Raw genomic sequence first — 18,565 nt, 5'->3', positions numbered from 1 at the left:
AGCCGCCCGGTGCCTCAGGGGCGGCGCGCGCCGGCGTAGAGGTCCTCGACGGAGCTGCCGAAGCGGTCCATCACCAGCGAGCGGCGGACCTTCAGGCTCGGGGTCAGCTCTCCGGTCTCGACGGTGAAGTCCCGCGGCAGGATCACGAACTTCTTGATGCCCTCGGCCTGCGACACCGTCGCGTTCGCCGCGTCGATCGCCTGCTGCACCTCGGCGCGCAGGTCGACGTCGTCGACGAGGTCCGCGACGCTCGCCCCGGCCGGCTTTCCGGCGCCGTCGCGCCAGTGCTCGAACCCCTCCGGGTCGATGGTGACCAGCGCGGCGATGAACGGGCGCTGGTCGCCGATGAGCATCGCCTGGCTGATCAGTGGGTGGGACTGGATCACGTGCTCCAGCGGGGCCGGCGCGACGTTCTTGCCGCCGGCGGTCACCAGCAGTTCCTTCTTCCGGCCGGTGATCCGCAGGTAGCCCTCGTCGTCGAGTGAGCCGAGGTCGCCCGTGTGCAGGAAGCCCTCGGCGTCGAGAGCCTCCTTCGTCGCGGTCTCGTTGTGGTGGTAGGCGCGGAACAACAGGTCGCCCCGGATGAGGATCTCCCCGTCGTCGGCGATCCGGATCGTCACCCCCGGAAGGGGCTGCCCGACGGTGCCCATCCGCACCGAGTGCGGGCGGTTCGCCGCCGCCGGCGCCGAGGTCTCCGTCAGGCCGTAGCCCTCCACCACGGTGAAGCCGATGCCGCGGAAGAAATGGCCGAGCCGTGGGCCCAGCGGTGCCCCGCCGCTGATCGCGTACCGGGCCCGCCCCCCCAGCGCCGCCTGCAGCTTGCCGTACACCAGCGCGGCGAACAGCCGGTGCCGCAGCCGCAGCAGCAGCCCGGGGCCACCGCGGTCGAGGGCCTCGCTGTAGGCCACGGCGGTGTTCTCGGCCGCGTCGAAGATGCGGCCCTTGCCCTCGTTGTGCGCCTTGAGCCGCGCGCCGGCGTGCACCTTCTCAAAGACCCGGGGAACGGCGAGCAGGAAGCTGGGCCGCACCTTGGCCAGGTCCGGCAGCAGGGTGCGCGAGTCCGGGGTGTAGGCGAGCTCGAAGGCCCCCTGCACCAGGCCCACCTGCAGCATCCGGGCGAACACGTGGGCCAGCGGCAGGAACAGCAGCGTGGAGCAGCCCGGCGCGAACACCTCCGGCAGCATGGCGATGGACGACTCGGCGGTGAACAGCAACGCCCGGTGGGTGATCTCGCAGCCCTTCGGCTGCGCCGTGGTGCCGGAGGTGTAGATGATCGTCGCGAGACTGTCGGCACCGAGGGGCGCGCGCGCCGCGGCCAGCCGGTCCTCGTCGACGCCGGCGCCGTCGGCGGCGAGGGTGGCCAGCGCGCCGTCGGAGAGGACGAGCACGTCGCGCAGGGCCGGCGCCTCGCCGCGGACCTGCTCGACCCGCGCGGCGAGCTCGGCGTTCTCGACGACGAGCAGTTCGATCCCCGCATCCCGGAGGATCCATTCGATCTGGCTCGGGCTGGACGTCTCGTAGATGGGCACGCAGACGGCGCCGGCCGCCCAGGCGGCGTAGTCGACCACGGTCCACTCGAAGCGGGTGTGGCTGAGGATCCCCACCCGGCCGCCGGTTTCCACCCCGCGCGCGATGAGTCCCCGGGCGGTGGCCACCACGTGGTCGTGGAACTCGCGGGTCGTCATCCCGACAAACTCTTCGGCGACCTTGTGGCGAATGAGAATTTTGTCCGGATGGGCGGCGGCGTGCCGGAACACGGCGTCCGTCAGCGTCGCATTGTCCTCGATGGTGACCAGGGGCGCAGAGGTGTACTCCCGCACTGCTACTCCTACCAGGTGCTCTCGTGCGTCCTACCGGATGCCCTCGGGCGCCCGCCGGATGACGAGGCCGCCGAACGGCGGATGACCGTTCAGGGCACCAGACGTTAGCGGGCGGGCCGGATGCTGGCGACTGTGCGGACGACGATGGGCGGGGCGCGACCCGTCCGCATACGGATGGTGGCTGCTCGCGACGGGGCGCCGCCCGCCCACGGCCCGGGTGTCGCACGGCACCACGGTGCCGGTCGACCGACCTGTCCGGACCGGGCCGGATGTCCCTCGCCGCCGCCTAAGCTTCCTGGTATGCGGGTCCACGTGGTGAGCGACGTGCACGGACGGGCGGACGCGCTGCCCGCCGCCGCCGAGGGGGCCGACGTCTTCATCTGCCTCGGTGACCTCATCCTGTTCATCGACTATCGCGATCACAGCCGGGGGATCATGGGTGATCTGTTCGGCGCCGAGGCCGTCGGCCGCATGGTGGAGCTGCGCACCGCGCAGCGCTTCGACGAGGCACGGGAGTGGTCGCGCTCGCTGTGGGCACGTCTCGACGGCGACCGGGCCGAGATCGTCGAGGCCGCGATCCGCCGGCAGTACGAGCGGCTGTTCGCCGCCTTCCCCACCCCGACCTACCTGACGTTCGGCAACGTCGACCTGCCCCACCTCTACCCCGACTACCTGCGCGACGGCATCACCCTGTTGGACGGGCAGACCACAACGATCGGCGGCTGGCGGTTCGGCTTCGTCGGCGGCGGGCTGCGGACGCCGATGCACACGCCGTACGAGATCGACGACGACGTCTACGCCGCGAAGGTGGCCGCCGTCGGCGAGGTGGACGTTCTGTGCTGCCACATTCCTCCGCATCTGCCGGAGCTGGTCTATGACGTCCAGGCTCGGCGCTTCGAGCGGGGCAGCGTCGCGATCCTCGAGGCGATTCACGCCACCCGGCCGCGCTACGTGCTCTTCGGGCACGTTCATCAGCCCCTCACCGCCAGCCTGGAGATCGACGGAACGCGTTGCGTGAACGTCGGTCATTTCAACGCCCGAGGTACCCCGTTCGTCCTCGAGTGGTAGCCAGCCGCTCTGCGAGATGTGGCCCAGGTTCCGGTAGCCTCAGGCGATCGGTCGGGGAATGATCCGGGATCCCGGAGAGATCCGGGTTGCCGGTGGGCCGGCGACGCCGTGCTCCTTCAGACGTGCTTGACAAATGTGGAGGTGCTGCTCTCCATGGCGGACCACGCCCGATCGACCATCGTCATCAATGCCAGGCCCGCCGCGGTGATGGGGGCGATCGCCGACATCCCCGCGTACCCGACCTGGGTCGGCCAGATCGAGGAGGCCGAGGTGCTCGACGTCGGCCCGGACGGCCGGCCCCGGCGCGCCCGCTTCCGGATCAACGCCGTCGTCGTCAAGGACGAGTTCGTCAACGAGTACGTCTGGTCCGACGACGTCCAGGTCACCTGGTCCATGGTCGAGGGGCAGGCGATGTCGTCGCAGGACGGCAGCTACACCCTGCGCGACCTCGGTGACGGTACCACCGAGGTCACCTACGACCTCACCGCCGAAACCAAGATCAAAATTCCGGGACTGCTCCGGCGGAAAGTACAGAGCGGCATCGTGGATGCCGCTCTCAAGGACCTCAAGAAGCACGTCGAGAGCTGAGCGCACGTGCGGTGTGTGCTCTTCACCGGGAAGGGCGGCGCCGGCACCACGACGGTGGCGGCGGCGACCGCGATCCTTGCCGCGCAACGGGGTCATCGCACCCTGGTCCTGTCCGTCGACCCGGCGGCCGGGCTCGCCGGCGCGCTTGACCACCCCGTCGGCGCCGACCCGACCGACCTCGAACCCGGGCTGACCGGCCAGCAGGTCGACCTGCGCCGCGCCGTCGGCACGCGCTGGCCGGCCGTGCGCGAGGTGCTGGCCGGCACCTGGCCGTCCTTCGACGTCGATCCGGTCGAGCTCGAGGAGCTGGCCTTCCTGCCGGGTGCCATCGAGACGCTGACCCTGCTCGAGCTGCGTGACGGGCTGGCCAGCGCCGACCACGACGTCGTCATCGTCGACGGTGGCCCGGTCGCCGGTCTGCTGCGGCTGCTCGCCTTCCCGGAGACGCTGTCGTGGTACTGCCGGCGGCTGCTGCCGCCCGACGGCGCGTTCGCCCGCTGGCTGCGGCCCGGCTTCGGGTGGGCGGGCGCGTTCGGCGGCCGGTGGGGAANCCTCGCCGCACCCGCCTACGACACCGTCTCCCGCGTGCACCGCGCCGCCGTGGACCTGCGGGCGATCCTCACCGATCACGCGGCCACCAGCATCCGGCTGGTGCTCACCCCGGAGAGCGGGGCGCTGGCCGCGGCGCGCAGCAGTCTCACCGCGCTGTCGCTGCACGGCTTCACCCTCGACGGCGTGGTCGTCAACCGGATCTTCTCGCCGGCCGGGGCGGACGCCTGGCGGGCCGGCTGGGCCGCCGCCCACCGCGAGGCGCTCGCCGAGATCACCGGGGCGTTCGCGCCGACCCCGATCCTCCCGGTGGCCTACCGGGCCGGCGAGCCGGTCGGCCTGGAGGAGCTCGCGGCCTTCGGCGCGGCGACCTACGGCGAGCTCGACCCGGCGGGCGTCCTCGGTGCCTCGCCGACCGGGGCCGGCGAGCAGCCGCGGGTCGAGCGCACCGACGACGGGTACGCGCTGTCGTTCGGGCTTCCGTTCGTCGACGGCTCCCAGATCGACCTGGCCCGGCTGGGTGACGATCTGATCATCACCGTCGGGGCGTTCCGCCGGGCGGTCCCGCTGCCCGCGGCGCTGCGCCGCTGCGACGTCAGCGCCGCCCGGCTGCGCGGCGATCGGCTGGTGGTCTCGTTCGTGCCCGATCCTGACCAGTGGGTGCGGGCATGACGTCCGTCCCGGCCGACCCGCCCCCCGACGGTCCCACCCCCAGCAGCGGTTCCACCCCCAGCAGCGGTTCCACCCCGCGTGGCGCCGCCGGCCTGAGCGGCGGTCCTGGTCAGAGCGGCGATGCCGGTACGCGCTCGGCGGAGCGGCCACCGCCGCCCGGCCCGCTCGCGGTCGAGGCGGCCCTGCTCGTCGATGCCCTGCGGGGCCTGGCCGGCACCGAGTCGGGTGGCCGCCTATGGGAAGCCGTTGCCGACGTCGCCGGTGGTGTCGGGGCCGCGGCCGGCGGGCTCGGCGTCGGTGGTGCCGGGGCGGGTGGTGGCAGGGCCGGTGGTGGCAGGGCCGGTGGTGGCGGGGCCGACGCGGGCGCGCCGGCCGACGCCGGTGTTCCGGCCGGTCCGGCCGGCGGTGCGGTCTGCGCGGGCCACGGGCGGCCCTGCACGTCGTGCCCGCTGTGCCGACTGCTGGCGATGTTCGCCGGGGATCGGCCCGAGGTGGTCCGCCACCTGCTGACCGCCGCGGAATCACTGGCGGCGGCCTTCCGCGTGGCCCTCGAGGCCTACTCCGGCAGCGCCTACTCCGGCGGCGCTCGCCCCGGCACAGCTCACGCCCGTACAGCTCGCGCCGGTGACGCCCGCGACGAGACCGCCGCCCCCGCGTCCCCGGGCGCGGGGCGCACAACTCACCAGAACCCGCGGCCGGGGGCCGCCGCGGGCACCCGTTCCGCCCCAGCGCCCAGACCACGCGTCCAGAGGATCGATGTCACGTGAGCACCATTGTTTCCGGCAGCTCGGATCGTCCCGGTAACTCGGATCGTCCCGGCACCCCGGACACCTCCTCAGCCCGTCCCACGGGCTCGGACGCCCCGCTCAGCCCCCTCCCGCCCGCCGTCGCGGACACGTCGGTCGACGACGATCGGCGCACCGCGGGCCTGACGATCGGCGTGGACGTCGGTGGGACGAAGGTCGCCGCCGGCGTCGTCGACGGCGCCGGCACCGTCCTCGCGTCAGTTCGGCGGCCGACTCCCGGTCATTCGGCGTCCGAGGTCGCGGACACCATCGCCGCCGTGGTCGCGGAGCTCAGCGCCGACTACGAGGTGAAGGCGGTCGGCATCGGCGCGGCCGGCTGGATCGACGCGAACCGCTCGCGGGTCCTGTTCGCCCCGAACCTCGCCTGGCGGGACGAGCCGCTGCGCGACGAGGTAAGCGGCCGCGTCGGGCTGCCCGTCGTCGTCGAGAACGACGCCAACGCGATGGCCTGGGCCGAGTACCGGTTCGGAGCCGGCCGTGGCCGCCGTGATCTGGTCTGCCTCACCGTGGGCACGGGCATCGGCAGCGGCATCGTCCTCGGTGGCGAGCTTTACCGCGGCGCGTTCGGCATCGGCGCGGAGACCGGCCACATGCGGATGGTGCCCGACGGCCACCTGTGCGGGTGCGGCAACCACGGTTGCTGGGAGCAGTACGCCAGCGGCCGGGCGCTGGTTCGCGCTGCCCGTCAGATCGCGGCGCTGGATCCGTCCGCCGCCGCCGCGATGCTGGAGGCGTGCGGCGGTGACGCCGAGCGGCTGACCGGCCCGGACGTCACCGAGGCGGCCCGCAAGGGCGACCCGGCGGCGATCCGCTGCCTGACCGAGATCGGCCAATGGCTCGGCGAGGGCATGGCGAGCCTGACCGCCGTGCTTGACCCGGACCGATTCGTCATCGGCGGCGGGGTCTCCGACTCCGGCGAGCTGCTGCTCGGCCCAGCCCGGGAGCGGTTCGCCCAGACGGTGCCCGGCCGCGCGCATCGGCCCCGGGCCGAGGTGGTCATCGCCGAGCTCGGCTCCCAGGCCGGTCTGGTCGGCGCCGCCGACCTCGCCCGGATCTGAGCAGCCCGGATCTGCGCAGAGCCCGGATCTGCGCAGCCCGGTTCAGATGCCAGAGCCGCCCGGCCCCGGTCGGGCCGGGCGGAAGTCCGGCACCAGCTCGACGGCGAGCTCCTCCAGGAACAGGCCCGTGTCGGCGACGACCCCGACGGCGTGCGCGCTGGTGCGTTCCGTGAGGGCGTGCACCGTCGTCGGGTTCACGTCGACGCAGGCGACCGGGATCGACGCCGGCAGGATGTTGCCGGTGGCCACGGAGTGCTGGGCGCTGGCAACCATCAGCGCGTAGCCGACCCCGCGTAGCGCCGCGCGCATCGCCCGCTGCCCCTCGATCACGTCGGTGTGGACGTCGGGCAGCGGGCCGTCGTCGCGCACGGAGCCGACGAGCACGAAGGTCTTGTTCGCCTTCACCATCGCGTGCATGATGCCCTGGGAGAGGACGCCGGACTCCACCGCGGCCCGGATCGAGCCCTCGCGGCGGATCGCGTTGATCGCACGGATGTGCTGTTCGCTGCCGCGCTGCACCCGGCCGCTGCGCAGCGGTCCGAGGCCGAGCGGGGAGCCGTAGAGCGCCGCCTCCACATCCAACGTCGCCAGCGCGTTCCCGGTGAACAGGACGTCGACGTAGCCGGCCTCGACCAGGGCGACGAGCGCGGGTGCGGCGCCGGTGCTGACGACCGTCTGCCCGGCCACCCACAGGACCTGGGCGCCCTCGGCCTTGACCTCGCGGACCTGGCGGGCGATCGCCTTCACCAGGACCGCCTGCGGCTGGGTGGAGCTCGGCAGCGGTGCGCCGAGCGCCTCGTACTCGGCGTAGATCCGGCTGGAGTGGTCGGTGACCGGCAGGACGACCTTCACCCCGTCCACCCCGCAGACAATCATGTCGCCGGCGCGGACGTCCGTCACCGGTACGGTGCGCACCCGCCCGCCGGAGACGACCAGGCCGCAGTCCATCTCGGGGTGTTCCACCGGGACCCACTGGCCGTCGAGATGGACGACGGTCTCCAGGTTCGTGGTCGAGTAGAAGTCCGGCGGGAAGGCGCCGTCGCGGTCCGCGGCCTCGCAGCGCGCCGTGCCCGCCTCGACCTTGTTCACGCCGTGGACCTGGATCCGCATGAGGATGCGCATGAGCCGCCGCGGCGAATCGGCGCCGACGGTGACGACCGCGTGGGACTCGTCATCGTGGCTGCGCCCCAGGTCGATGTGATCCACCCGGTAGTCGCCGCCGTAGTCCAGTACGTCGTCGAGCACCCGGGCCAGTACACCGGTGTCCATGAGGTGCCCGTGCACCTCGACTTTCTCGTGGTAACGCACGCCCAACGCCTTCCCTTCGGTGCCAGTACGACGGCTGCCACGCCGACGTCGTCCTCAGGCCCGATGCCACGCACCGACCCTGCCTTCCCTCCGGTGTGCCCCGGGGTGTGACCGTTCCCGGGATCCGGCCGGGGCACGAGAACGTCCGGAGGGCGCGCGCCCCGACCGCGCGGCCACGCACCGACGCAGGCCGCACCGCCGGTACGCCGCCGCAGGTTCATCGCGGCGGCTCACGCCCCGGACCGTCGCGGTCAGATCACCGCGCCGTCGTCGGGGCCGTCGAAATCGGTGGGCGGTCGGTCACCCATGCGGGCGACGAGGGTGCCGACCCCACCGAGGATCAGCAGCACGCCGGTGACATCCTGCGCGCGGGACTGGTTGAAGCCGATCAGGGTCGGCACGACGAGGAACACCACCCCGAGGGCGATCGAGCCCAGCGCCCAGCGGGTCACCGGCCGGATCCGGGGCAGGGGCGGCGCCGGCGGCGGCACGTAGTGATCGTCCTGCGGGTCCGCCGGGGCGTCCGCCGATCCGCCGAGGTCGATCACGACGAAGTCGGCCGGGTCGGCGCCGCGCCCGCCGCCGATGCCGGGCGGATTCAGCCCCGGGGGCGGCGCATCGTCCAGGCCGGGATCGGTGCGATCGTCCGGCGCGGGTGGAACACCGGGCTCGAACGGCGGACGCAGGATGATCACGGTGGGGCGACGGGTGTCGCCGAGGTCCTCCGCCGCCGGCCACCGCCGGGTCTCCGGCTCGTCGTCGAAGCGCGCGATGAGATCGAGGAAGGCCGCGTCGTCGGCCTCCTGGGAACGGGGCGTCGACCGCGCGGCGGGCTCTTCGGGCCGGGGCCCGGGCGTTTCCCCGTCGGCCGAACCGGCCGGGCCGCGCTCGGCGGCGACACCCCCGTCCGCCTCCGGCTTCCCCAGGGCGCCGGCCGCGGCGTCCGGTCGCCCGGTCGAGGACGGCAGACCTGGCGGGTGAGGCGACGCCGGCGGGTGGGTCGAGGCCGGCGGGTGGATCGAGGCCGGCGGGTGGATCGAGGCCGGCGGGTGGATCGAGGCTGGCGGGGCGGCCGAGGACGGCGGCCCGGTCGGGCTGGGGTCCTCGGGGGTCGCCGCAGCGGCGCCGGCGGGTCCGGAATGCCCCTCGCCCGCGGCATTCCCGGCCACGCCGGATGCCTCGCCGCCCGCGGGCGTGCCTGCATTCCCGGCCACGCCGGATTCGGCCGGCAGGGCGGCGCCGCACCCGGTGGGTGACACACCAGCTCCCGCCGCCGCCCCGCGGTCCGCCACCGGACGGTCGGGCTCCGCCGCGCCCGCCGCGGACGGCCGGGGCTCGCCCTGGCCCGGCGCCGGCGGAGGCTCAGCCATCGTCGCGGGGGGTGTCGGGCACGAGCGCGCGCGCCGCGTGCCGCTGGACGAAGTCCAGACTGCCTTTGAAGATCGTTTCCTTGTCGTTGTCGAGGGTTGCCACGTGCCAACTGTCCGGCAGCAGCCGTTCCTCGATCGGCGCGCGCACCCCGGCCAGCAGGATCGCCCCCGAGCTCGGCTCCACCACGTGGTCGACGACGCTTCGGTACGCGAGCACCGGACAGTCGATCCGCCCGAGGTCGCCGCGGGTGACCCCCCACAGCTTGCGCAGCGAGGCGAACGCGAGCAGCGGCACCCGGTCGTAACCGACCTCGGGCACGCCGGTGGCCTTCACGTCGCCGGCAACGCCGCGCACGGCTGGGATGAACCGCCCGAGCAGTGGGGCGAGCGCGGCGTGCCACCGCTCGGTCGACAGGCTCGCGTTCACCGTGACCACGCCGGCGATGTCGGAGCCGTGCTCCTCGGCCAGCCGCAGCGTCAGCGTCCCGCCCATCGACAGGCCCATGACGAACACCTGCTCACAGTCCGCCCGCAGGCGCAGGAACGCGCCCTGCACGGTGGCGTACCAGTCCGGCCAGGTGGTCGGGACCATGTCCTGCCAGCGGGTGCCGTGACCCGGCAGCAGCGGGCAGGAGACGGTCAGCCCGGCGGCGGCGAGGGACTCGCCCCAGGGCCGCATGCTGCCCGGAGAACCGGTGAACCCGTGGACCAGCAGGACGCCCACCGGGCCACCCGTGAACTCGAACGGTTCGGCACCAGGTAGGACGGCTGTGCCGGTGGAGCCCGCCATCGTGATCCGCCCTTCGTGCCCTGGGCCCGCCCGCTTGCCACGTCGCGGGCGGCGTGAAAGGAAAGCGCCGGTAAACGTATGCTCGCACGGTCCGCGGGTTGAGGCCACGGTCGTACGTATCTCACGGTCGTGCGGACGCCGTCGGAACGCCAGGAGCCCGCAGGGACCGAGAACGCCCCGGCTGGGATGATATAGGTGCGGGCCTGTCCGCGCGCGTCTCGCGAGTCCGGTGCCATCGGCGCCGAGCCGGGAGGGGTGGGCACCACCTGGGCCGCGCGAGCGTTAGATGGACGTGATGATGGCCGATCCCCAGGCTTGCGGGCGGCTCCCCTACGTCGGCGACCATGGCCGGGCCGCGTCCGCCGCCCGGCTCGCGTACCGTCGCAGTCCGCGAGCTGCGGAGCGCCGCCGTGCCCCACCTGGCGCGCGGTGGGATGCTCGGGTCTGGTGTGATCGGCGTCGGCGGATGGAGACGGGCGGCCCGGCCACGGCCGCCCCCGGCGGGCGTCGTCTGACGGCGGTGACCAGGTGGGAGCTGTCTTGTTCTACTGGGTGCTCAAGGCGGTCCTGACGCCGATCCTTCGGGTGTTCTGGCGTCCGTGGGTGGAGGGAGCCGAGAACATTCCTGTGCAGGGTCCCGCGATCCTCGCCGGAAACCACCTCTCCTTTCTGGATCACTTCTTCCTGCCGGTGGTGATCCCGCGTCGGGTGACCTTCCTGGCCAAGAGCGACTACTTCACCGAGGCCGGCGTCAAGGGCTGGTTCAAGCGCGTGTTCTTCAGCGGCGCCGGCCAGATCCCGATCGACCGCAGCGGCGGTAAGGCGAGCGAGGGCGCCCTGCGCTCCGGCGTGCGCGTCCTGCGCCAGGGCCGGCTGATCGGCATCTACCCGGAGGGGACCCGCTCACCCGACGGCCGCCTCTACCGCGGCAAGATCGGCGTCGCCCGGATGGCCCTGGAGGCCGGCGTGCCGGTGATCCCGGTCGCGATGATCGGCACGTTCGAGGTGCAGCCGCCCGGTCAGCTCGTGCCGAAGATCCGCCGGATCGGGATGCGGGTCGGTCGGCCCCTCGACTTCTCCCGCTACGCCGACATGGCGGATGACCGGTTCGTGCTGCGGTCGATCACCGACCAGATCATGTACGAACTGATGGCCCTGTCGGGCCAGGAGTACGTGGACATGTACGCCAAGCGGGCCAAGGAGGAGATTGCCGCCGCCCGCGCCGCTGGCACCTCGGTGCCGGGTGGACGGTCGGCACCGGCACCGGCGGCGGGGTCGGCACCGGCGGTGGGGACGGCACCGGCGGTGGGGACGGCACCGGCGGTGGGGACGGCACCGGCGGCGATGCAGATACCGGCGGCGGCTGGACACGTGCCGGCGGCGGGGACGGTGCCGGGAGTCCCCTCGGGGCCGGCCGCGGTGGCGGGCGAACGCCCGGCCAGGCCCGTGGCCGCGTCGGCTCCTCCGCGAGGCTCCGACGACCACGTCGACCGGGCGGTCTGACCCGGCTGCAAGCAACACGGCAGGATGGTCGCGTGCGTGGCGATTTCGGTCCTTTGTCGGCGGCGGTTGCTCGGTCGGCCGGCATGCGTCGGCGGCGGTGCGTTCCGGGTCCGCGGCCGGGTCGTGGTCGTCGCACCGGCGCGGCCGACGCGCGCCATGGCTCCCGCCGGGCCGCCACGCTGCTGCTCGCGCTCGGTGCGCTCGCCGGCTGCCTCGTCGCGGTCGGCCCGGCCGCGCTCGCCGCGCCCACACCGTCGGCCGCGGTCACCGCGTTCCCGACGGCACCGGGTCCCGCGGGTCTCGCCGCCGCCCCCGCCGATGGCCCCGCCCCCGCCGATGGCCCCGCCCCCGCCGGCACCATCGGCCGCTCCGGGTCCTACCTGACCGACAGCGAGCACCGGGCGGTCGTCATCCGCGGGATGACGGTGCCGGCCGGAGTCACCCCGACCGCCGCCGACCTCGACACCTGGATCGGCTATGGCTTCAGCGGCGTGCGCCTCGCGGTGCCGGTGGCCGCGGGCGGCCGCTTCCCGGTCACCGCCGGCTGGCCGGTGCCCGATGCCGTCGCGCGCGCCGCGTCCGATCCCGGGCTCGGTCAGGTCGCGGGCCTGGCCCGCACGTTCACCGGCCGCGGGATGCGAGTCGTGCTGCGGCTCGTCCCGGCTGTCCGGGGCCAGGTGCTGTCGAACGCGACGCTCGCCACCGGCCTCGGCCGGCTGGCGACCCGGTTCCGCGGCGAGCCGGGCCTGATCGGCTACGAGGTCCCCGCCGCCGCGGGCGCCGGGCCGGCGCTGACCGACGCCGTCACGGCGCAGGACCCCCGCCACCTGCTGTGGCGGGACCGCCCGGCGCCGTTCGACGCCGCCGCCAGCGTCGCCGTCAACGACCCGACCGGCTACCTGATCGGGTGGAAGGACGGCTCGCCCGCGGCGGTGCGCGGCCTGGTGTCGGCCGCGGACGCGTTCGGGCTGAGCTGGTTCTACGACGCGCCCAGCGGCACGGGCGGGACGGTCGGCACCGACCCGCCGCAAGCCCTGGGTGGCGGCCCGCTCCCGGCCGCCCCGGCGGAGATCGTCCGTCCGTACCCGGTGGCCGTCGCGGGAACGCCCGAGTCGCTGCGGTTCGACGACGCGCGGGTCCTCACGGTCACCTACCGGACCGCCGCGCCCGCCGGGAGCTCCCTCGCGCCCGGCACGGCGACGGCCATCAGCGTGCCGGCGTGGTCCTACCCGCAGGGCTATCAGGTCCAGGTCGTCGGCGCGCGGGTGACCTCGGCACCGGGCGCGGGCCTGCTGTGCGTCGTGGCCGAGCCCGGGGCGGCCCGGGTCGACGTCCGGGTCTCCCCAGCCACCGCCGGCCCGCAGGTGAGCGCGCCCGCGGCCGCGGGCGCGAGCGGCTGTGTCCCCTCGTCGAGACCCGCGGCGGGGTCGGCGGGGNCGGGCGCCCCCNCGGCCGCCGACCGCCGCGACGACGACTACTCCGGACCGCTGCTGTGGGTGCTGCCACTCGTCGGGGCAGCCGGCGCGGCGGCGCCGCTCGCGTTCGTGCTGCGGCCGTGGCGCCGGCGCTCGGGTCGCTCGGGCCGCTCCGGCTGGTCGGCGCCGGACTCGGCGTCGCCGGACCCCCGTCCCGCGCCGGCCGACCCGGCGGACTGGCAGCCGGCGGTGGCCCCGGGGCAGGCGTCGGTTCCCGCCGATCCGGCCGGCAGAGGAGACTGAGCCGGTGGGCACCCGATTCTTCTACGACACCGAGTTCATCGAGCGCCGCGAGGCCGATCATCTCTGGCTGGATCTGGTCAGCATCGGCATCGTCAGCGAGGACGGCGCGCAGCGCTACTACGCCGTGTCCACCGAGTTCGACCCGGCCTTCGCGGTGCCGTGGGTCCGCCGCAACGTCCTCGACCAGCTACCGCCGCCCGCCGATCCGGCGTGGCGATCCCGGGCGCGGATCCGCGAGGAGATCGCCGCGCTGCTGACCGCCGACGGCACGCCGGAGTTGTGGGCCTGGTACGGCGCCTACGACCACGTGGTGCTCTGCCAGCTTTTCGGGACGATGACCGACCTGCCCGCGCAGTTGCCGCGGTTCACCCGGGACCTGCGCCAGCTCTGGGAGGACGTCGGCCGCCCGCCGCTGCCGCCGCCGCCGGCCAACGCTCACGACGCCCTCGCCGACGCCGTGCACAACCAGGCTCGCTGGGAGGTCCTCGCCCCGCTGCGGGCCCGCGTCGTCGCCGCTCCGCCCGCTCGGCGCTGACGCCCCACCGCGGGCTCGTCGCGAAGACATCGTCTCTTCTGCGCGATCGAGTCGCCACGCCCAGTGACCGAACTTGCTGCCTGTGTGCGGACCTGCCGCTACGCTGCCCCCGGCGGGGCCTGCGCACTCGACAGGAGGATTCGCGATGAGGATCGGCGTACTGACCGGTGGCGGCGACTGCCCCGGGCTCAACGCGGTGATCAGGGCCGTCGTCCGCAAGGGCGAGGGCGTCTACGGGCACAGTTTCGTGGGGTACCGGGACGGCTGGCGCGGGCCACTGACCGGTGACACCGTGCCGCTCGACACCGCCGCCGTGCGTGGCATCCTGCCGCGCGGCGGGACCATCCTCGGGTCGAGCCGCACGAACCCCTACGCCGCCGTGGACGGGCCGTCGCTGGTCCGCGAGAACCTGGCCGCCGCCGAGATCGACGCGCTCATCGCGATCGGCGGGGAGGACACCCTTGGCGTGGCCGCCCAGCTCCACGCCGAGGGTCTGCCTGTGGTCGGGGTTCCCAAGACCATTGACAACGACCTGTCCGCCACCGACTACACCTTCGGCTTCGACACCGCCGTCAACATCGCCACCGAGGCGATCGACCGCCTCCACACCACCGCGGAAAGCCACCACCGCGTGCTCATCCTCGAGGTGATGGGGCGCCACGCCGGCTGGATCGCCCTGCACAGCGGCATGGCCGGCGGCGCGAACGTCATCCTCATCCCGGAACGGCCGTTCGACTTCGACAAGGTCTGCGCCTTCGTCGAGGCCCGCTTCGCCACCCACTACTCCCCGATCATCGTCGCCGCGGAGGGCGCCACCCCGATCGCCGGCACCCTGGTCACGAGGGAGGGTGAGCTCGACGCCTTCGGTCACGTCCGCCTGCAGGGCATCGCGCAGGTGCTCGAGACCGAGATCCGCGGCCGGACCGGCCGCGACGCCCGCGCCACCGTGCTGGGCCATCTCCAGCGCGGCGGCACGCCGACCGCGTTCGACCGCTGGCTCGCGACGCGCTTCGGCCTNCACGCCGTCGACGCTGTGCACGAGGGCGACTTCGGGGTGATGGTCGCCCTGCACGGGACCCGCATCGACCGCGTGCCGCTGGCGGAGGCGACCCGTGAGCTCAAGACGGTGCCCGAGGAGCTCTACAACGAGGCGGAGATCTTCTTCGGCTGAGCGGTACGTCCGGACCGTCGACGGGTACGGAACGTCGTCGGGACATCGACCGAGCATGTCGACCGTTGGCCGGCGCACACGGCGGTACCCTGGTGCCTCGTGAGCGCATTGGATGTCTGGCGGACCCTCCCGGCCAAGCAGCAGCCGTCGTGGCCCGACCTCGAGGAACTGCAGGCCGCCTACAACCAGCTTGCGGCCCTTCCCCCGTTGGTCACGGCCCCGGAGGTGCGTTCGCTCACCGAGCGCCTCGCGATGGTTGCCCGGGGCGAGGCCTTCCTGCTCCAGGGCGGTGACTGCGCCGAGACCTTCGCGGCGAACACCGCCAACAAGATCCGCGACAAGGTCAAGACGCTGCTGCAGATGGCGGTCGTGCTCACCTACGGCGCAAGCACGCCGGTGGTGAAGGTCGCGCGCATCGCCGGCCAGTACGCCAAGCCGCGCTCGGCCGACATCGAGTCGAGCACCGGCCTGCCGTCCTACCGCGGCGACGCCGTCAACGACATCGCGGCCACGGCCGCGGCCCGCCGGCCGGATCCGATGCGCATGGTCGCCTCCTACCACCAGAGCGCAATAACGCTGAACCTCGTCCGGGCGTTCGCCACCGGCGGGTTCGCGGACCTGTCGAAGGTCCACGAGTGGAACAAGGCGTTCGTGCGCGACTCGGCGGCCGGCCGGCGCTACGAGGTGATGGCGACGAACATCGAGCGCGCCCTCGCCTTCATGGCGGCCTNTGGCATCGACCTCGGCAGCGCGGCGCTGACCGGGGTGGAGCTGTTCACCAGCCACGAGGGCCTCCTGCTGGAGTACGAACGAGCCCTCACCCGGGTGGAGGACGCCACCGGCAACCCGTACGACCTGTCCGCCCACATGATCTGGATCGGGGAGCGGACCCGGGACCTCGACGGCGCCCACGTCGACCTGCTGTCCCGGGTCGGCAACCCGATCGCCTGCAAGGTCGGGCCAAAGGCCAGCCCGGACGAGGTTCTCGAGCTCGCCGAGCGGCTCAACCCGCAGCACGTTCCCGGCCGGCTGACTCTGATCACCCGGATGGGCGCGGGCAAGATCCGGGACGCCCTCCCGCCGATCATCGAGAAGGTCAACGCCGCCGGCCCTCCGGTCGTCTGGTCCTGCGACCCCATGCACGGCAACACCCGCGACGTCGGCGGCGTCAAGACCCGCCACTTCGACGACGTGCTCGACGAGGTCTTCGGCTTCTTCGAGGTGCACAAGGCCCTGGGCACCCACCCGGGCGGTCTGCACATCGAGCTGACCGGCGAGAACGTCACCGAGTGCCTCGGCGGCGCAGAGCTGATCGGCGAGGAGGATCTCGGCGGCCGTTACGAGACCGCCTGCGACCCGCGCCTGAACACCGGGCAGGCACTCGAGCTGGCCTTCCTCGTCGCCGAGATGCTCCAGCACGCGCGGGGCGAGCGGGCCGCCGCGATGCAGGAGCTCCCCATCGCCTAGCCGGACCGGACCTCACACAGTCCTGCTCCTCGCACGCGCGACCGGCACCCGGATCTCACCGGCAGACGGTTGCCAGCCTGCCCCCGGACGCGTCCGCACGCAACCGCGGGCGCGCCGTTCAGCCGGCGGGGGCGAGCCCGTAGTCCGTGGCAGCGCCCGTCGGGGTGCCGGTTGTCGGGGTGCCGGCCGCCGGGGCGGTTCCGTTCGCGGCGCCCGTCGTGCCGCCGCCGTCGCCGGCAGGCTCACCCCCCGCGCCGCTGGACGTCACGCCGCTGGGCAGGGCCCCCACCCGCGCCCCGTCCGCCCCAAGAACAGGAGTCGGGGCTCCCGCGCCGCCCGTCGCGGTCGCCGTGCCGGCCGTTCCGGCCCGGTCGCCCGTGCCCGGCTGGCTGTTGCTGCCTGCCCGGTTCGTGCTGCCTGCCTGGCTGGGGATCGCGGCCGGGCGGCCGGCGGTGCCCGCCGGCGCGAGGGCATCCGGTGTGCGTGGAGCCCCGGCCGCGGAGGTCGTGGAGGATGCGTCCGGCGGCACGGCCGGGGCCACGGCGTTTGGCTGCCCTGGCGCGGCGGGCGTCGGATCCGGCGCGACCGGCTCGGCAGCCCGGTCCACCCCGGTCGAACCGTGCGTCGCCTCCTGCGCCGGGCCGCTGATCGGGCTGCTGGCTGACGTCGGCGCAGTGATCGGATCGGTGTCGCTCGGGGAGACCGGCGTGCTCGGCATGGCGGTCGGCGGGAGCCCCTGCGAGGCAGTGGTCGGCGCCGCCGTGGGCGCGGCGCTCGCGGGATGCGCCGCGGTGGCGGCCGTTGGCCGCGGGAGACGGGGGCCGAGGGCCCTGCGAAACCCGTCGATGAGGTCGAGCGCCGCCCGGGTGGCATCGGTCGTGCCGGGGGGAAGGGCGGCGAGGACGGGTGTCAGTCGGTCGGACTGCTCGGTCGTGAAGGCGTTCATCGTCGCCCAGGCGTCGGCGTTCCCGGCGGTGGCCCGGGCGAGCAGCACCCGCGAGCCGGCCCGGGCCTGGGCGCACCAGGCCCGCAGCAGGCTGTTGACCATGCCGGCATCCGCGTGACGGCCGAGTGAGGCGGGGGCCGGCGCCGAGGCTGTCGGGGCGGCTGCTGTGGCCGAGGCGGCTGCCGTGCCCGGCGCCGCGGCGGGCACGACGGGTGGGAGGGGCCGGGCGGGCAGGAGGGGAAGGCCCGTCCCGGCGGTGCGCGGCGAGCCGAGCGGATCTCCCAGATGCGACGGGTCCGCAGGGCCTGACGGCTGGTCGGCGGCGCCTGCGGGACCGGCGGCTGCCGCGGACGTCCGCAATGTCGACGACGGCGTGCCGACCCCGGTCTCGGCCCGCGAGGAGGCCTCAGGTACGGCAGCCAGGCCGCCCGCGGCGCCCGCGACGGGTGCGATCAGCGGGGGTATGCCGGCAGCGGCGGGCTGGCCGAGTGCGGTGGGCGCCGGCGGCCGGACCTCGGCAGCCGCCTCGGTGCCGCCGGTGCCGCCGGTGCCGCCGGTGCCGATGTTGGCGGCGCTGCCGGTGTCGGTGTTGGCGCGGCCGATGGGGGCGCCCTCGCCGAGGGTGATCGTGCGTAGCTCGTTCATGCGGGTGCCGGCCACGTCGAGTCGGGTCTTCGCCCTGGCGACCGGATCGCGCACCAGCGATACCTGGAGGTTCTCGACCCGCCGTTTGACGCTGTAGAGCGTCTCACCGGGCAGAGCGTCCTGCGCGCTGACGGCGAGACCGGCCAGGGCCACCGCGCCGGCGAGGGAGACGGCCAGCAGCGGACGGGCGGCGCGCAGGACCCGGCCTCGCCGCGCCGGGGCCGGACGCACCCGCCGCCCGGTGTTGCCCGAGCCGCGCGCCGCGGTGCTGGTCTGGTCGGTGAGAGAGGCGAGCAGGTGGGAGCGCACGGCGTCACGGCGGACCGGATTCATCCGGGGGATCGGGAGGTCACGCAGAGCCGCCGCCGCGTTCGCCAGGCGGATGTCGGAAGCGTCGGTCGGCGGGCGCCGGCCTTCCAGCAGCGCGGCGGCCCGCTCGGCGCGGGTCCGGCGCAGCCGCCACCACCGGGAACCGCATGACCCAGGCCCGGGTTGTTCCACCCCGGCGGAATCCCGGTCGCGGCCGCGCGCTGCCCTCACGTCCTCCCCCT

General features: G+C 74.2%; 13 protein-coding genes and 5 pseudogenes. 13 read left to right on the top strand and 5 right to left on the bottom strand.

The features are described 5' to 3' along the window. Positions 1-14: 14 nt before the first annotated feature. Positions 15-1,820 (bottom strand): AMP-dependent synthetase/ligase, encoded by a 1,806-nt coding sequence (locus FF36_RS23110; protein ID WP_044887252.1) that lies wholly within the window; start codon positions 1,818-1,820, stop codon positions 15-17. A gap of 300 nt (positions 1,821-2,120) precedes the next feature. On the opposite strand from FF36_RS23110, the gene FF36_RS23105 reads away from it, so the two are divergent. The 6 genes and pseudogenes from FF36_RS23105 to FF36_RS23085 all read left to right on the top strand — a co-directional run bounded on the left by FF36_RS23105 (position 2,121) and on the right by FF36_RS23085 (position 6,561). Then, the gene (locus FF36_RS23105) at positions 2,121-2,888 is read left to right on the top strand and encodes a metallophosphoesterase family protein (protein ID WP_044887251.1); all 768 of its coding nucleotides are present in this window, start codon (positions 2,121-2,123) and stop codon (positions 2,886-2,888) included. Positions 2,889-3,041: 153 nt separating this feature from the next. Continuing rightward, positions 3,042-3,476 (top strand): SRPBCC family protein, encoded by a 435-nt coding sequence (locus FF36_RS23100; RefSeq protein WP_009742916.1) that lies wholly within the window; start codon positions 3,042-3,044, stop codon positions 3,474-3,476. 6 nt (positions 3,477-3,482) lie between these two features. Further along, positions 3,483-4,026 (top strand): annotated as a pseudogene (locus tag FF36_RS38820) (ArsA-related P-loop ATPase); the annotation flags it as partial. A gap of 1 nt (position 4,027) precedes the next feature. Then, positions 4,028-4,697, top strand: a 670-nt coding sequence (locus FF36_RS38815) for an ArsA family ATPase (RefSeq protein ID WP_277912975.1), incomplete at its 5' end; no start/stop codon positions are given. After that, positions 4,694-5,464 carry a hypothetical protein gene (locus FF36_RS23090; RefSeq protein ID WP_128423372.1) on the top strand — a complete coding sequence of 257 codons (771 nt, stop codon included), beginning with the start codon at positions 4,694-4,696 and terminating at the stop codon, positions 5,462-5,464. The genes FF36_RS38815 and FF36_RS23090, both read left to right, overlap by 4 nt. Beyond that, complete coding sequence (locus FF36_RS23085) at positions 5,461-6,561, top strand: ROK family glucokinase (protein ID WP_242419204.1); 1,101 nt, start codon at positions 5,461-5,463, stop codon at positions 6,559-6,561. The genes FF36_RS23090 and FF36_RS23085 overlap by 4 nt, the downstream gene beginning before the upstream one ends. 42 nt (positions 6,562-6,603) lie before the next feature. Here FF36_RS23085 and FF36_RS23080 read toward each other — a convergent pair whose 3' ends face one another. The 3 genes from FF36_RS23080 to FF36_RS23070 form a co-directional block, all read right to left on the bottom strand. Then, positions 6,604-7,869, bottom strand: coding sequence for an ornithine cyclodeaminase family domain (locus tag FF36_RS23080; protein ID WP_044887248.1), 1,266 nt, complete (start codon positions 7,867-7,869; stop codon positions 6,604-6,606). Between the two features lie 251 nt (positions 7,870-8,120). Continuing rightward, a complete protein-coding gene (locus tag FF36_RS23075) occupies positions 8,121-9,128 on the bottom strand; it encodes a hypothetical protein (protein WP_128423371.1) in 1,008 nt (335 codons plus the stop codon). A 103-nt stretch (positions 9,129-9,231) separates the two neighbouring features. Beyond that, positions 9,232-10,029 carry an alpha/beta hydrolase gene (locus tag FF36_RS23070; RefSeq protein ID WP_044887246.1) on the bottom strand — a complete coding sequence of 266 codons (798 nt, stop codon included), beginning with the start codon at positions 10,027-10,029 and terminating at the stop codon, positions 9,232-9,234. 528 nt (positions 10,030-10,557) lie between these two features. On the opposite strand from FF36_RS23070, the gene FF36_RS23065 reads away from it, so the two are divergent. The 7 genes and pseudogenes from FF36_RS23065 to FF36_RS38795 form a co-directional block, all read left to right on the top strand. Continuing rightward, positions 10,558-11,532, top strand: a complete 975-nt coding sequence (locus FF36_RS23065; protein WP_044887245.1) for a lysophospholipid acyltransferase family protein — start codon at positions 10,558-10,560, stop codon at positions 11,530-11,532. Between the two features lie 83 nt (positions 11,533-11,615). Beyond that, positions 11,616-12,968: pseudogene (locus FF36_RS40460) on the top strand (hypothetical protein); the annotation flags it as partial. Between the two features lie 286 nt (positions 12,969-13,254). Further along, positions 13,255-13,785 carry a polyadenylate-specific 3'-exoribonuclease AS gene (locus tag FF36_RS23055; protein WP_044887244.1) on the top strand — a complete coding sequence of 177 codons (531 nt, stop codon included), beginning with the start codon at positions 13,255-13,257 and terminating at the stop codon, positions 13,783-13,785. A 145-nt stretch (positions 13,786-13,930) separates the two neighbouring features. Continuing rightward, positions 13,931-14,802, top strand: a pseudogene (locus tag FF36_RS23050) (6-phosphofructokinase); the annotation flags it as partial. 1 nt (position 14,803) lies between these two features. Next, positions 14,804-14,956 (top strand): annotated as a pseudogene (locus FF36_RS38805) (6-phosphofructokinase); the annotation flags it as partial. Between the two features lie 99 nt (positions 14,957-15,055). Continuing rightward, positions 15,056-15,686, top strand: a pseudogene (locus FF36_RS38800) (3-deoxy-7-phosphoheptulonate synthase); the annotation flags it as partial. A gap of 1 nt (position 15,687) precedes the next feature. After that, on the top strand, positions 15,688-16,423 hold a 736-nt coding region (locus FF36_RS38795), incomplete at its 5' end, for a 3-deoxy-7-phosphoheptulonate synthase (RefSeq protein WP_242422771.1). Between the two features lie 118 nt (positions 16,424-16,541). Here FF36_RS38795 and FF36_RS23040 read toward each other — a convergent pair. After that, the gene (locus tag FF36_RS23040) at positions 16,542-18,554 is read right to left on the bottom strand and encodes a DUF5667 domain-containing protein (protein WP_044887241.1); all 2,013 of its coding nucleotides are present in this window, start codon (positions 18,552-18,554) and stop codon (positions 16,542-16,544) included. Between the last annotated feature and the right edge of the window lie 11 nt (positions 18,555-18,565).

The organism is Frankia torreyi (assembly GCF_000948395.1).
Lineage (GTDB): Bacteria > Actinomycetota > Actinomycetes > Frankiales > Frankiaceae > Frankia > Frankia torreyi.
The sequence above is the reverse complement of the archived record's forward strand: the minus strand, read 5'-3'. Positions and strand labels throughout refer to the sequence as shown.

What these genes read in the sequence shown, in the direction of transcription:
- FF36_RS23105 (WP_044887251.1), top strand. Translation starts at nt 2,121, where the DNA reads ATGCGGGTCCACGTGGTGAGCGACGTGCACGGACGGGCGGACGCGCTG.
- FF36_RS23100 (WP_009742916.1), top strand. Translation starts at nt 3,042, where the DNA reads ATGGCGGACCACGCCCGATCGACCATCGTCATCAATGCCAGGCCCGCC.
- FF36_RS23090 (WP_128423372.1), top strand. Translation starts at nt 4,694, where the DNA reads ATGACGTCCGTCCCGGCCGACCCGCCCCCCGACGGTCCCACCCCCAGC.
- FF36_RS23070 (WP_044887246.1), bottom strand. Translation starts at nt 10,029, where the DNA reads ATGGCGGGCTCCACCGGCACAGCCGTCCTACCTGGTGCCGAACCGTTC.